The following is a 13929-nucleotide window of genomic DNA, read 5'->3' as shown; positions in this document are numbered from 1 at the left end:
CCTTGGCCGCAAGCCAGCACAGCCACCCTGCGGGGTGGCTTTTTCATGCCCGCACACAAAGCAAAACCGCCTGCCAGCTTGCGCTGACAGGCGGTTCATCTACCCTGCCGTAACAGGGCTATCTGGCTTAGGCGCCGGATTTCAGACCGAAGTCACCCTGGGCAGCCGGGGCTGCCGGGTTGTCCAGCAAAGCCTTGATCGACAGGCGAACGCGGCCGCGGTCGTCCATCTCGATGGCTTTTACTTTCACGATCTGGCCTTCTTTCAGGTAGTCGGACACGTTCTTGATACGCTCGTGAGCGATCTGCGAAATGTGTACCAGACCATCTTTGCCCGGCATGATGGACACGATAGCGCCCACGTTGTTGTCCAGAATCTTCACTACCGGGCCTTCGTAGACTTTGCCTACTTCAACTTCAGCGGTGATTTCTTCGATACGCTTCTTGGCAGCTTCAGCGCCTTCGTTGGATACGGAGGCGATGGTGATGGTGCCGTCTTCTTCGATATTGATCTCGCAACCGGTATCTTTGGTGATGGCGCGGATGGTTTCACCACCTTTACCGATCACTTCGCGGATTTTCTCCGGGTTGATCTTCATCACGTACAGACGCGGCGCGTGAGTGGACAGCTCTTGCGGGCCTTCGATGGCTTCTTTCATGTGACCCAGGATATGCAGGCGGCCGTCTTTGGCTTGTTCCAGCGCGATCTGCATGATTTCCTTGGTGATACCCTGGATCTTGATATCCATCTGCAGGGCAGTCACGCCAGCGGCGGTACCGGCTACCTTGAAGTCCATATCGCCCAGGTGATCTTCGTCACCCAGGATATCGGTCAGCACGGCGAAGCGGTTGCCTTCCAGGATCAGACCCATGGCGATACCGGCCACGTGGGCTTTCAGCGGTACACCGGCCGACAGCAGTGCCAGGCAGCCACCGCACACGGAAGCCATCGACGAGGAGCCGTTGGATTCGGTGATTTCGGATACCACACGCATGGTGTAGCCGAATTCGGTTTCGGATGGCAGTACTTGTGCCAGTGCACGCTTGGCCAGGCGGCCGTGGCCGATTTCGCGGCGTTTTGGCGGGCCCATGCGGCCAGCTTCACCGGTGGAGTACGGCGGGAAGTTGTAGTGCAGCATGAAGCGGTCGGTGTATTCGCCGGCCAGCGCGTCGATGATCTGCTCGTCCTGCTTGGTGCCCAGCGTGGTGGTCACGATAGCCTGGGTTTCGCCACGGGTGAACAGCGAGGAGCCGTGTACACGTGGCAGCACGCCGGTGCGGATAGCGATCGGGCGTACGGTACGGGTGTCGCGGCCGTCGATGCGCGGCTCGCCGGACAGGATCTGGCCACGCACGATTTCGGCTTCCAGCGACTTGAAGATGCCTTTGATCTCGTTAGCCACCAGGGTGTCGGTGTCTTCGGTGATCAGTGCGGCCTTCACGGCAGCCCAGGCAGCGTTCAGCGCTTCGGAGCGGGCTCCCTTCTGGCGGATGCGGAAAGCGTTGGCAATGGCTTCGCCGGAAATGTCACGGATCTGGGCGATCAGCGCTTCGTTCTTGGCCGGTGCTTCCCAGTCCCACATTACCGGGTTCACTTCGTCAGCAAACTCGTTGATGGCGGTGATGGCAGCCTGCATTTGCTCGTGGCCGAATACCACGGCACCCAGCATCACGGCTTCGGACAGTTCTTTGGCTTCGGACTCGACCATCAGCACGGCACGCTCGGTACCGGCAACCACCAGGTCCATTTCCGAGGTCAGCAGCTCGGTTTTGGTCGGGTTCAGGATGTATTCGCCGTTGGCGTAACCTACGCGAACCGCACCGATCGGGCCGTTGAACGGCAGGCCGGAAATGGCCAGCGCAGCGGAGGCACCGATCATGGCAGGCACGTCGGAATCCACTTCCGGGTTCAGCGACATCACGGTGGCCACGATTTGTACGTCGTGGTAGAAGCCTTCCGGGAACAGCGGGCGAATCGGGCGATCGATCAGGCGGCTGGTCAGGATTTCTTTTTCGGACTGTTTGCCTTCACGCTTGAAGAAACCGCCCGGGATCTTGCCGGCAGCGTAAGTACGCTCCAGGTAGTCCACGGTCAGCGGGAAGAAGTCCTGGCCCGGCTTCACGTTTTTGGAGCCGACAACAGAAACCAGAACCACGGTATCTTCTACCGACACCAGTACCGCGCCGGAGGCCTGGCGCGCTACTTCGCCGGTTTCCAGGGTAACGGTATGTTTGCCGTACTGGAACGACTTGGTAATTTTGTTAAACACTTGAGGTGCCCTTCATTAGGTACTTTATGCAACGGGAACCCCTACGAATCGGCACCAGCCTGATGCAGATTTATAGAGGCTCCCCCCGTTGACTCAATAACTTACAGATACTGCCACTGCAGAAACGAAAAAGTCGCAGACGGGCTGCGACTTTTTCGAATTCAAACCGATTACTTGCGCAGACCCAGACGAGCGATCAGAGCGCGGTAGCTTTCAGCGTCAGTGCGCTTGAGGTAGTCAAGCAGACGACGACGACGGCTCACCAGTTTCAGCAGGCCACGACGGCTGTGGTGATCTTTGGTGTTGGCTTTGAAGTGCGGAGTCAGGTCATTGATACGAGCGGTCAGCAGAGCTACTTGAACTTCGCTGGAACCGGTGTCGTTTTCTTTACGCTGGAAATCTTTAACGATGACTGCTTTTTTTTCGGCGTTCATTGCCATGAGGAATTACTCCAATATCGGTTTAGGGCGGTAAAGCCCGACAAGTGCGGCGAGCCGGAACCCACCTACACTTCACACAGCGGCTGCCGGAGCAGCCGTTACCCGGACAGGGTGCAACAGACTGTCGTCTCTTGCCTCGGCCAGCCCGAGAAATTCTCGCGTTGCCTCGCGGTATACACGAAAACGGCGCATTGTCTCACACTTTTCCGGCGCACGCACGGCTTGGCCGTGACAAAAACGCTCGGCGTCGCGCGCAGGCAGGGTCTGCTCGTCAAAATGCGCCACCAGCACGTCTATCGGCAGCAATAGTTGGCCGCGGGCTTCCGGCGGCGTGGCTTCCAGCTGCTCCAGCGTGATGGCGTTTTCCAGCAGGAAACCGCCTGTAGTGGTGCGGCGCAGCCCGGTAAGGTGTGCGCCACAACCCAGCATCTCGCCGATATCCTGCCCTAGCGTTCGGATATAGGTGCCCTTGCTGCACAGCACGTCGATCACGGCAGTCGTGCCGTCGAACGAGATCAGGTCGATGCGGTGAATGGTGACATCGCGCGCCTCGCGCTTGATCTCGATCCCCTCACGCGCGTACTCGTACAGAGCCTTGCCCTGATGCTTCAGCGCCGAATACATCGGCGGCACCTGGCTGATAGGGCCGGTATGCGCAGCAATGGCGGCCTGCAGCTGCGGCAGCGTAAAGGCTACCGGGCGCTGCAACAGCACTTCGCCCTCGATATCCCCGGTGGTAGTGACTTCACCAAACTTGACGGTGGCGCGGTAGCCCTTGTCGGCATCCAGCAGATACGAGGAAAACTTGGTCGCCTCGCCAAAACACAGCGGCAACAGGCCGGTAGCCAGCGGGTCCAGCACGCCGGTATGGCCGCCTTTGGCCGCACTGTACAGCCAGCGCGCACGCTGCAAAGCGGTGTTGCTACTTAGCAAATAAGGCTTGTCCAGCAGCAGCACACCATTGATAGGCAGCTTTACGCGACGCGGTGCACTCATGCTTTATCGCTACCCTCTTCGCCCTCGTCGCCTTCTTCTGCGTCAAGGTTGGCCGCATCGTCGTGCTCGACGGTGGTGGCATTGCCGTTCACTTCGTCAATCAGGCGGCTCATGTACACGCCACGCTCGATGGAGTCGTCGTAAACAAAATGCAGCTGCGGGGTGGTAAAGATCTGCAGCACGCGGCCAATGCCGTTGCGCAGGTAACCGGCAGCGCTTTCCAGCGCTTCCTGGGTGATCTCGCGCTTGTTCTCGTCCATCACGGTGTAGAACACCTTGGCGTGCGAGTAGTCACGGGTAACGTCTACTGCCGTAATGGTGACCCAACCCACACGCGGGTCTTTCAGGCCCTTGCGGATCAGCTCGGCCAGCTCGCGCTGGATCTGCTCGGCGATACGGTCCGAGCGGGAAAAACCTTTTTTGGCTTTAGCCATGATCTGATACTCCTGGCCACCCCACCCGCCATGGCGCACTGCCCTGCCTATGCGGATTTGGTGGCTTAAACAAGAAAAGGCGAGTGCCCGCCGGCCATGCGGCCAACCTGGCACCCGCCTCTATATCACTGCATTACAGAGAACGTGCGACTTCCACGATCTCGAACACTTCCAGCTGGTCGCCTTCCTGGATATCGTTGAAGTTCTTCAGCATCAGGCCGCATTCGTAGCCTTGCTTCACTTCTTTCACGTCGTCCTTGAAGCGCTTCAAGGAGTCCAGCTCGCCAGTGTGAACCACCACGTTGTGACGGATCAGACGGATGCTGGCAGCACGCTTGATGATGCCATCGGTCACCATGCAACCAGCGATGTTGCCGACCTTGGACACGGAGATCACCTGACGGATTTCCACGGTACCAATGATCTGCTCTTTCTTCTCTGGTGCCAGCATGCCGGACATGGCGGCTTTCACGTCGTCCACGACATCGTAAATGATGTTGTAGTAACGGATTTCCACGCCTTCGCTCTCCGCCAGCTTGCGTGCGGCGGCATCAGCGCGGGCATTGAAGCCCACCACGATAGCCTTGGACGCGATCGCCAGGTTAATGTCGGACTCGGAAATGCCACCCACACCGGAGTGCAGGATGTTGACGCGCACTTCTTCGGTAGACAGCTTTTGCAGGCTGCCGGCCAGTGCTTCGTACGAACCCTGAACGTCTGCCTTGATAATGATAGGCAGGTTCTGCACTTCGCCTTCGGACATCTGGGCAAACATGTTTTCCAGCTTGGCAGCTTGCTGCTTGGCCAGGCGTACATCACGGAACTTGCCGGCACGGAACAGGGCGATTTCACGCGCCTTTTTCTCGTCGGCCAGTACCATGGCGTCTTCACCGGCAGACGGTACGTCGGACAGACCCAGGATTTCTACCGGGATAGCCGGGCCGGCTTCGTCGATCGGCTTGCCGTTTTCGTCCACCATGGCACGCACGCGACCAAAGGCAGTACCAGCCAGCACGATGTCGCCCTTCTTCAGGGTACCGGACTGTACCAGCAGGGTGGCTACCGGGCCACGGCCTTTGTCCAGGCGCGCTTCCACGATAATGCCCTTGGCAGGTGCATCTACCGCAGCAGTCAGCTCCAGCACTTCGGCTTGCAGCAGGATGGCTTCCAGCAGCGCATCAATGTTCAGGCCCATTTTGGCCGACACTTCGATGAACTGGGTATCGCCACCCCAGTCTTCCGGCACTACTTCGTGGGCAACCAGTTCCTGGCGGATACGCTCGGCGTTAGCGCCTTGCTTGTCGATCTTGTTCACAGCAACCACGATAGGCACACCGGCCGCTTTGGCGTGGTGAATCGCTTCGATGGTTTGCGGCATTACGCCGTCGTCAGCTGCTACCACCAGCACCACGATATCGGTCGCCTTGGCACCACGGGCACGCATGGCGGTAAACGCTTCGTGACCCGGGGTATCCAGGAAGGTGATCATGCCGCGGTCGGTTTCTACGTGGTAGGCACCAATATGCTGGGTAATGCCACCGGCTTCGCCAGCTGCCACTTTGGCGCGACGGATGTAATCCAGCAGCGAGGTTTTACCGTGATCAACGTGACCCATTACGGTTACCACTGGCGGACGGGAAATCTGCTCGGCCACTTCGATGGTTTCACCATCGGCCAGGTAGGCTTCCGGATCATCTGCCTGGGCAGCCTTGCCCACGTGACCCATTTCTTCCACGATAATCAGCGCGGTTTCCTGATCCAGCACCTGGTTGATGGTCACCATCATGCCCATCTTCATCAGCACCTTGATCACCTCGGCAGCCTTCACGGCCATACGGTGAGCCAGGTCGCCAACGGTGATGGTTTCCGGCACCAGCACTTCGTGCACGATAGGCTCGGTTGGAGCCTGGAATGCATGCTGGTTATTGCTGTTCTTGTGCTTACCGCCGGACTTGCGCGATTTCCAGTCGTTGCTGGTATCGCCACCACGGGTTTTCAGGCCTTTGCCTTTTTTGCCGTCGTTCCAGTCCTTGTTGCCGCCTTTTTTGGCCGGACCGCGCTTGTCGCCTGGGCGCGCATCACCAGCAGGCGCCGGTGCAGTCGTCGCTGCAGCCGGGCCACGCGCCGGGGCTGCACCACCTGCTGCAGGACGTGCACCCTGACCAGCCGGACGCTGCTGACCACCTTGACCGGGGCGCTGGCCTTGGCCTGCCGGGCGCTGACCCTGGCCTGCCGGGCGGTCGCCACGCGGTGCATCGGTACGCTGGCCGGCAGCAGCTGGCTGCATGCGCGGCTGGGTAGGTTTGGCCGAACGCGGCAGCTCTTCTGCCTTAGGTTCTGGCTTCACTTCCACTACCGGTTTAGCCGGAGCAGCAGCTTCGGCCTTGGCAGCCAGACGACGTGCTTCACGCTCTTGCTTTTCACGCAGCAGTGCTTGCTGGCGAGCTCGGAATTCTGCCTGGCGACGCTCTTCGGCGGCGCGGGCATCCATTTCTTCCTGGCTCAGAATGGAAGTTGGTGCCGGACGAGTCAGCGTAGGCTGTTTCACCGGGGCAACCGGCGCAGCAGCTTCAACAGCAGGTTTCGCTTCGACTTTTTTCTCTTCCACTTTCTTTTCTTCTGCTTTCGGCTCGGCAGGCTTGGCGGCCACTGGCGCGGCTGCCGGCTTGGCGGCTTCCACTACCGGCGCAGCGGCAACCTGAGGCGCAGCCTCGGCTACCGGCTCGGCAGCCTTGGGGGCTTCAGCAGCAGGTGCTGCTACGGCAGGCTGATCTTCCGGGCGAACAAAAGTACGCTTCTTGCGGGTTTCCACTTTGACAGTGCTGCCAGCGGCAGTGTGGATTTCGCTGGTTTGCTTACGGGTCAGAGTTACCTTGCCTTCATCACGCGCGCCATGCGACGTTTTCAGAAAGTCCAGCAACTGCTTTTTATCCTGCTCGGTCAGCGTGTCATCAAAACCACGCTTGCCTACACCTGCGTTTTTCAACTGTTCCAGAAGACGTTCCGGGGACAAGTTCAGCTCACTCGCAAACTGCTTTACATTCGTTAAAACCATGCGTATTCCTAATTCCTTCTAGCAATCGATCCGTTTGCAGGGCTGGCTCAGTTGAACCAGTGTTCGCGGGCTTTCATGATGAGCGCGCGCGCCGCATCGGCATCCATGCCTGTCATGTCGACCAGATCGTCAACGGCGAGATCGGCCAGGTCGTCACGGGTGGTCACGCCGTTTTCGGCCAGTTTGCGTACCAGCTCGGCATCCAGTCCTTCCAGATCCTTGAGCTCGTCGGCCACTTCTTCCACTTTTTCTTCCGAAGCAATTGCCAGGGTCAGGATGGCATCACGCGCACGGCTACGCAGCTCGTTTACCAGCGCATCGTCAAAGCCATCGATTTCCAGCATTTCGGAAATTGGCACATAGGCCACTTCTTCCAGTGTTGCAAAGCCTTCCTGCACCAGCAGGGCAGCCATTTCTTCATCCACACCCAGATGACGGATGAAGTGCTCGCGCAGCTTGGCATCTTCTTCCAGGTGTTTTTCTTCCGCTTCGGTCACAGTCAGGATGTTCAGGTTCCAGCCGGTCAGCTCGGCTGCCAGCTTGACGTTCTGACCACCACGGCCGATCGCCAACGCCAGCTGTTCTTCCTCTACCACCACGTCCATGGTGTGACTGTCTTCGTCCACCATGATGCGGTTTACTTCGGCCGGGGACAGCGCGTTGATCACGAACTGCGCCGGTTCCGGAGCCCACAGCACGATATCGATACGCTCGCCAGCCAGTTCCTGGGTTACGGCCTGAACGCGGGAACCGCGCATGCCGATGCAGGTACCTTGCGGGTCCAGACGCGGGTCATTGGACTTGACGGCCATCTTGGCGCGCATACCCGGGTCACGGGCGGCTTCCTTGATTTCCAGCATGCCTTCTTCGATTTCCGGCACTTCCAGCTCGAACAGCTTCACCAGGAACTCGCGCGAAGTACGCGACAGCACCAGCTGCGGGCCACGACCCAGACGGTCGATGCGCATCAGGTAAGCCTTCACGCGGTCACCCACGCGCAGGTTTTCCTTCGGAATCATCTGGTCGCGCGGCAGGACAGCTTCCAGCTTGCCGCATTCAACGATGGCGTTGCCACGCTCGATGCGCTTGATGGTGCCGGTGATCAGGCTTTCGCGACGCTGCAGGAACTCGTTCAGCACCTGCTCGCGCTCTGCGTCACGGATTTTCTGCAGGATGACCTGTTTGGCAGCCTGGGCGCCGATACGGCCAAACTCTACGGCTTCCATGGATTCTTCGATCACGCCACCCAGCTCGGCACGCGGGTCACGCTCGCGGGCTTCTTCCAGGCTCAGTTCGCGGTCTTCATACTCCAGTGCTTCGGCATCCACCACGGTCCAGCGACGGAAAGTCTGGTACTGGCCATTGTGACGGTCGATCTCTACACGGACATCCAGCTCGTCTTCGTTAAACTTCTTTTTGGTGGCAGAAGCCAGTGCCAGCTCCAGCGCGGAAAAAACCACCTCGCGGCTAACGTTTTTCTCGCTTGCCAGAGCATCAACCAACAGCAAAATCTCGCGACTCATGCAATCCTCCAAATTCCGTATTCTTGTTCGCGGCCAACGTCCTGCGAATTAAAACTCCGGCTCCAGCCGGGCTTTATCGATATTCGCCAGGGGAATGGCCACGGTGCGACCATCTTCCACTACCAGGCTGACAACGCCGTCGGTGATACCTGCGATACGACCCTGAAACCGCTTCTGCTGTTCAACAGGCAGGCGGGTACGGATCTTGGCAAGGCTACCGGTGAAGCGCACGTAGTCCGCTTCTTTCTTCAGCGGACGGTCCAGGCCGGGCGAGGAAACTTCCAGACGCTCGTAGTCAACATTTTCGACCATGAACAGACGCGTCAGGTGATTACTCACGCTAACGCAATCTTCTACGGTAATGCCGCCCGGTTTATCCATAAACACGCGGAAACCACCCCCGGGGGTCATTTCAAAATCTACAAGCTCATACCCCAAACCGGGCAGCGTGTTCTCGAGCAGCAAACGTACATCCATGGGCATCCAATTCCAGAAAAGAAAAATGGGCGAAGAACCGCCCATCCCTAAAATGCCGCGATTATAAACCACTCTGCGACAAAAGAAAACTGAGGTCTAAGGCCGCAAACCAAGCACATGCTTTGCACCAGATAAGACATGCGGTAGAGTTGTCACGGGCTACGAAACAAACGTTTGCCAAGACAATCTATATTGAATCTGCAGCAAGCAGATCCCCCGCGCCACCCGACAACAATAAATTGGGGGCCATGAACCAACACGATGGAGAAGACGAACGCCATGGAAAAAATCTGGCTGAAGAATTACCAGGCAGGTGTTGCCGCCGAGATCGACATCAACGAATTCAAGTCGGTGTCCGAGGTTTTCGAGCGCAGCGCCGCCAAGTTCCGTGACCGCCCGGCGCTGGCCTGCATGGACAAGATCCTGAGCTACGGCGAGCTGGACCAGCTGTCGGCCAACTTTGCTTCCTACCTGCAAAACACACTGGGCTTGGCCAAGGGCAGCCGCGTGGCCATCATGATGCCCAACCTGCTGCAGTACCCGATCGCCGTGTTTGGCACACTGCGCGCCGGCTGCACCGTGGTCAACGTCAACCCGCTGTACACGCCACGCGAACTGGAACACCAGCTGAAGGATTCCGGCGCCGAAACCATTGTTATTCTGGAAAATTTCGCCAACGTGCTGGAACAGGTTCTGCCGCGCACGCCAGTCAAGAATGTGGTGATCGCCAGCATTGGCGACATGCTGGGCTTCCCCAAACGCCTGATCGTCAACTTCGTGGTACGCAAGGTCAAGAAAATGGTGCCGCCGTGGCACATCGCGCGCCACACCGGTTTTAACGATGCGCTGGCGGCAGGCGCGCGCCAGCCAATGCGCAAGGTAGATGTCGGCCATGACGACATCGCCTTCCTGCAGTACACCGGTGGCACCACCGGTGTTTCCAAAGGCGCCATGCTGACCAACGCCAATATCATCGCCAACATGCTGCAAGCTGGCGAGTGGGTGAAACACGCCGTGCGCGAAGGCCAGGAAATCATCGTTACCGCGCTGCCGCTGTATCACATCTTCTCGCTTACCGCGAACCTGATGGTATTTACCGAGCTGGGCGCGATGAGCATCCTCATCACCAACCCGCGCGACATTCCAGGCTTTGTAAAAGAGCTGAAAAAATACAAGGTTACCGCCATTACCGGCGTCAATACGCTGTTTAATGCCCTGCTGAACAACCCGGACTTCAAGACCGTGGATTTCTCCACCTGGCGCCTGGCACTGGGCGGTGGCATGGCGGTACAAAAAGCCGTAGCCGACAAGTGGAAGGACATCACCGGCACCCCGCTGATCGAAGCCTACGGCCTGACCGAAACCAGCCCGGCCGCCTGCATCAACCCGCTGGACCTGAAAGCGTACAACGGCACCATTGGTGTACCGATTCCGTCTACCGAAATCCAGATCCGCGACAATGACGGCAGTGAAGTCGCCCAGGGCGAATCCGGCGAGCTGTGCATCCGCGGCCCGCAAGTGATGAAAGGCTACTGGCAGCGCCCGGAAGAAACGGCCAAGGTCATCGATAGCCAGGGCTTCCTGGCCACCGGCGACATGGCCATGGTCACCCCGGAAGGCTACGTCAAACTGGTAGACCGCAAGAAAGACATGATTCTGGTATCGGGCTTCAACGTGTACCCGAACGAAATCGAAGACGTGGTGGCACTGCACCCGGGCGTGCTGGAGGTAGCATGCATCGGCATTCCAGACGAGAAATCCGGCGAGGTGGTGAAGGTATTCGTGGTCAAAAAAGACTCGGCACTGACCGAGGCCGACGTACTGAGCCACTGCCGCACCAACCTGACCGGCTACAAGGTGCCCAAGTCGGTCGAGTTCCGCCAGGAGCTGCCCAAGACCAACGTGGGCAAGATCCTGCGCCGCGCCCTGCGCGATGCCGAAGTCAAACACTGACAGTAACCGTCAACAACCCGCGCAAGCGGGTTTTTTACGCCTGCTTGCCACCCTCACCTTCACCCCGCTGCGGCCAACCTTGGCCAGCACGCTAGCCGGTACGCCACAAGGCGGCATTTCACGCTAGACTAGCGCCATGACACCCTCTGCGAGAGCGCGCTGCACACCATGCTGATGCTGCCTTTTTTCAAACTCATGGCCGACAAAAAGGCCAGTGACCTGTTTTTTTCCTGCGGTACCCCACCCCAAATCAAGATAGACGGGCAAACCGTACCTGTGAACGACAAGGCATTGAGCGCAGAAAACGTCAAACGCCTGGCCTACAGCCTGATGAGGGAGGACGAGATTGCCCGCTTCGAAGCCGAGCTGGAAATGAACTTTGGCCGCCAGATCGACGGCCTGGGCAACTACCGTATCAACATCTTCCGCCAGCGCGGGCACGTGGCCATGGTGATACGCTATATCACCCCCACCGTCCCCAGCCTGGACACCCTGAATCTGCCGGATTCGCTGAAAGACCTGATCCGCCAGCGCCGCGGCCTGATCTTTATCGTGGGCTCCACCGGCTCCGGCAAAAGCTCTACCGTGGCTGCCATGCTGGAATACCGCAACCAGAGCCAGGCCGGGCACATTCTCACCGTAGAAGACCCGGTGGAATTCATCTTCGAACACAAGCGCTCCATCATCAACCAGCGCGAAATCGGGGTGGATACGCACAGCTATGAAAATGCGCTGAAAAACGCCATGCGCGAGGCGCCCGACGTGCTGATGATCGGCGAGATACGCGATGCCGAAACGCTGACCTACGCCATCAACTACGCCCAGTCCGGCCACCTGTGTATCTCTACGCTGCACGGCAACAACAGCTACCACACGCTGAACCGCATCATCAGCTTCTTCCCGCTGGAAAACCGTACCGCGCTATTGATGGACCTGGCCGCCACGCTGAAAGCCGTGGTATCGCAGCGGCTGGTACAAACCGTGGACGGCAAACGCCGTCCGGCCATGGAGATCATGTTCAACACCGCGCACGTGTCGGAACTGATCCGTAACGGCGATATCGACAAGATCAAGGAAGCCATCGAAAGCAGCATGAGCGAGGGCTCGCAAACCTTCGAGCAATCGCTGTTCCGCCTGTACAAGGACGGGCTGATTTCGCTGGACGAAGCCCTGCAAAATGCCGACTCGCCCACCAACCTGTTCTGGCTGGTCAATCACGACAGCAACAGCAATACCGGCGGCAAACAGGGCGACAACACCACCTTTTCCGGCTTTACACTGAACCACTGACCCCACCCATGATTACCCTCTACGGCATTCCCAACTGCGATACCGTCAAGAAAGCCCGCACCTGGCTCACACAACAGGGGCTGGATTTCACCTTCCACGACTTCAAGAAACAGGGCATAGACGAAACCACGCTACGCACCTGGATCGCCAGCATTGGCCTGGACAAACTGGTCAACCGCGCCGGCACTACCTGGCGCGCACTGGATGACGCCGACAAAGCGCTGGCGGCCAACCCTGACAGCGCCATTGCGCTACTGCAGGCCAAGCCGTCGCTGATCAAGCGCCCGGTGCTGAATAACGCCGGCAAGCTGCGTGTCGGTTTCAAGGATGCAGACTACACAGCGGAGTTCGGCCTATGAGCAGCACACTCGAGCTTACCCGGGCGCTGATCCGCCAGGATTCCATCACGCCTCGCGACGAAGGTTGCCAGGACATGATGATCGCCCGCCTGGAAGACCTGGGCTTCACCATCGAACGCATGCCGTTTGGCGACGTGAGCAACTTCTGGGCGCACCGCGGCCACGGCGCACCGGTGCTGTGCTTTGCCGGCCATACCGACGTGGTACCCACCGGCCCACTGGATAAATGGGACAGCCACCCGTTCGAACCCACCATCCGTAACGGCCACCTGTTCGGCCGTGGCGCCGCCGACATGAAAGCTTCGCTGGCCGCCTTCATCACCGCCAGCGAACGCTTTATTGCGGCCAACCCCGAGCACGCCGGCACCCTCGCCTTCCTGATCACCTCGGATGAAGAAGGCGTGGCCGCCGACGGCACGGTGCGCGTGGTAGACGAACTGGCAGCACGCGGCCAGCAACTGGACTACTGCATCGTGGGCGAGCCCACCTCGTCGCAAGTGTTTGGCGACACCATCAAGAACGGCCGCCGCGGCTCGCTGTCCGGCCACCTGATCGTGCACGGCATCCAGGGCCATATCGCCTACCCGCACCTGGCCAAGAACCCCATCCACCTGGTGGCCCCGGCGCTGGCCGAGTTGGCCGCAGAGGTATGGGACCACGGCAACGACTACTTCCCGCCCACCAGCTGGCAGGTGTCGAATATCCACGCCGGCACCGGCGCCACCAACGTGATTCCGGGCAGCTGCGAGATCAAGTTCAACTTCCGTTTTTCTACCGAAAACACGGCAGAAACGCTGAAAGACCGCCTGCACGCCATTCTGGACAAACACCAGCTGGCTTACGAACTGCACTGGGTACTATCAGGCAACCCGTTCATCACCGCCCCCGGCGCGCTTACTGACGCCATCAGCCAGGCCATCGTGGACACCTGCGGCGTGACGCCGGAGCTGAACACCACCGGCGGCACCTCCGATGGCCGTTTCATCAAGCGCATCGCGCGTGAGCTGGTAGAGTTCGGCCCTATCAACGCCAGCATCCACAAACTGAACGAATGCGTGTGCGTGGACGATATCGAGCCGCTGGCCTGCGTCTACGAAAAAACGCTGCATACCCTGCTGCGCTAAGCCACACCG

General features: G+C 59.1%; 11 protein-coding genes. 4 read left to right on the top strand and 7 right to left on the bottom strand.

What is annotated here, in order from left to right:
- Nucleotides 1-127: 127 nt before the first annotated feature.
- From pnp to rimP, 7 genes are all read right to left on the bottom strand, one after another.
- The gene (gene pnp, locus LCH97_RS01300) at nt 128-2269 is read right to left on the bottom strand and encodes a polyribonucleotide nucleotidyltransferase (RefSeq protein WP_227303006.1); all 2142 of its coding nucleotides are present in this window, start codon (nt 2267-2269) and stop codon (nt 128-130) included.
- 170 nt (nt 2270-2439) lie between these two features.
- Nucleotides 2440-2709 (bottom strand): 30S ribosomal protein S15, encoded by a 270-nt coding sequence (rpsO, locus tag LCH97_RS01295; RefSeq protein ID WP_026108156.1) that lies wholly within the window; start codon nt 2707-2709, stop codon nt 2440-2442.
- Between the two features lie 72 nt (nt 2710-2781).
- Nucleotides 2782-3705, bottom strand: a complete 924-nt coding sequence (gene truB, locus LCH97_RS01290; RefSeq protein ID WP_227303005.1) for a tRNA pseudouridine(55) synthase TruB — start codon at nt 3703-3705, stop codon at nt 2782-2784.
- The gene (gene rbfA, locus LCH97_RS01285; RefSeq protein WP_227303004.1) at nt 3702-4139 is read right to left on the bottom strand and encodes a 30S ribosome-binding factor RbfA; all 438 of its coding nucleotides are present in this window, start codon (nt 4137-4139) and stop codon (nt 3702-3704) included. The genes truB and rbfA overlap by 4 nt, the downstream gene beginning before the upstream one ends.
- Before the next feature lie 133 nt (nt 4140-4272).
- Nucleotides 4273-7194, bottom strand: a complete 2922-nt coding sequence (gene infB, locus LCH97_RS01280) for a translation initiation factor IF-2 (RefSeq protein WP_227303003.1) — start codon at nt 7192-7194, stop codon at nt 4273-4275.
- Between the two features lie 47 nt (nt 7195-7241).
- Nucleotides 7242-8717, bottom strand: coding sequence for a transcription termination factor NusA (nusA, locus tag LCH97_RS01275; protein ID WP_147684567.1), 1476 nt, complete (start codon nt 8715-8717; stop codon nt 7242-7244).
- A 48-nt stretch (nt 8718-8765) separates the two neighbouring features.
- Nucleotides 8766-9194 (bottom strand): ribosome maturation factor RimP, encoded by a 429-nt coding sequence (gene rimP / locus LCH97_RS01270; protein WP_017510019.1) that lies wholly within the window; start codon nt 9192-9194, stop codon nt 8766-8768.
- A 279-nt stretch (nt 9195-9473) separates the two neighbouring features.
- Between rimP and LCH97_RS01265 the strand changes: the two genes are divergently transcribed.
- The 4 genes from LCH97_RS01265 to dapE all read left to right on the top strand — a co-directional run bounded on the left by LCH97_RS01265 (nt 9474) and on the right by dapE (nt 13920).
- The gene (locus tag LCH97_RS01265; RefSeq protein ID WP_227305223.1) at nt 9474-11147 is read left to right on the top strand and encodes a long-chain-fatty-acid--CoA ligase; all 1674 of its coding nucleotides are present in this window, start codon (nt 9474-9476) and stop codon (nt 11145-11147) included.
- A gap of 168 nt (nt 11148-11315) precedes the next feature.
- On the top strand, nt 11316-12437 hold the full coding sequence (locus LCH97_RS01260; protein WP_227303002.1) for a PilT/PilU family type 4a pilus ATPase: 1122 nt from the start codon (nt 11316-11318) through the stop codon (nt 12435-12437).
- An 8-nt stretch (nt 12438-12445) separates the two neighbouring features.
- The gene (locus tag LCH97_RS01255) at nt 12446-12796 is read left to right on the top strand and encodes an ArsC family reductase (RefSeq protein ID WP_227303001.1); all 351 of its coding nucleotides are present in this window, start codon (nt 12446-12448) and stop codon (nt 12794-12796) included.
- Complete coding sequence (dapE, locus tag LCH97_RS01250) at nt 12793-13920, top strand: succinyl-diaminopimelate desuccinylase (protein ID WP_227303000.1); 1128 nt, start codon at nt 12793-12795, stop codon at nt 13918-13920. The genes LCH97_RS01255 and dapE overlap by 4 nt, the downstream gene beginning before the upstream one ends.
- The last annotated feature ends 9 nt before the right edge of the window (nt 13921-13929 follow it).

The organism is Vogesella sp. XCS3 (genome assembly GCF_020616155.1).
Taxonomy (GTDB): Bacteria; Pseudomonadota; Gammaproteobacteria; order Burkholderiales; family Chromobacteriaceae; genus Vogesella.
Note: the sequence above shows the minus strand (reverse complement) of the source record. Positions and strands in the feature narration are given on the sequence as shown.

Coding starts and splice junctions, on each gene's coding strand:
- dapE (WP_227303000.1), top strand. CDS start 12,793: ATGAGCAGCACACTCGAGCTTACCCGGGCGCTGATCCGCCAGGATTCC.
- rimP (WP_017510019.1), bottom strand. CDS start 9,194: ATGGATGTACGTTTGCTGCTCGAGAACACGCTGCCCGGTTTGGGGTAT.
- nusA (WP_147684567.1), bottom strand. CDS start 8,717: ATGAGTCGCGAGATTTTGCTGTTGGTTGATGCTCTGGCAAGCGAGAAA.
- rpsO (WP_026108156.1), bottom strand. CDS start 2,709: ATGGCAATGAACGCCGAAAAAAAAGCAGTCATCGTTAAAGATTTCCAG.
- rbfA (WP_227303004.1), bottom strand. CDS start 4,139: ATGGCTAAAGCCAAAAAAGGTTTTTCCCGCTCGGACCGTATCGCCGAG.
- truB (WP_227303005.1), bottom strand. CDS start 3,705: ATGAGTGCACCGCGTCGCGTAAAGCTGCCTATCAATGGTGTGCTGCTG.
- LCH97_RS01260 (WP_227303002.1), top strand. CDS start 11,316: ATGCTGATGCTGCCTTTTTTCAAACTCATGGCCGACAAAAAGGCCAGT.
- infB (WP_227303003.1), bottom strand. CDS start 7,194: ATGGTTTTAACGAATGTAAAGCAGTTTGCGAGTGAGCTGAACTTGTCC.
- LCH97_RS01265 (WP_227305223.1), top strand. CDS start 9,474: ATGGAAAAAATCTGGCTGAAGAATTACCAGGCAGGTGTTGCCGCCGAG.
- LCH97_RS01255 (WP_227303001.1), top strand. CDS start 12,446: ATGATTACCCTCTACGGCATTCCCAACTGCGATACCGTCAAGAAAGCC.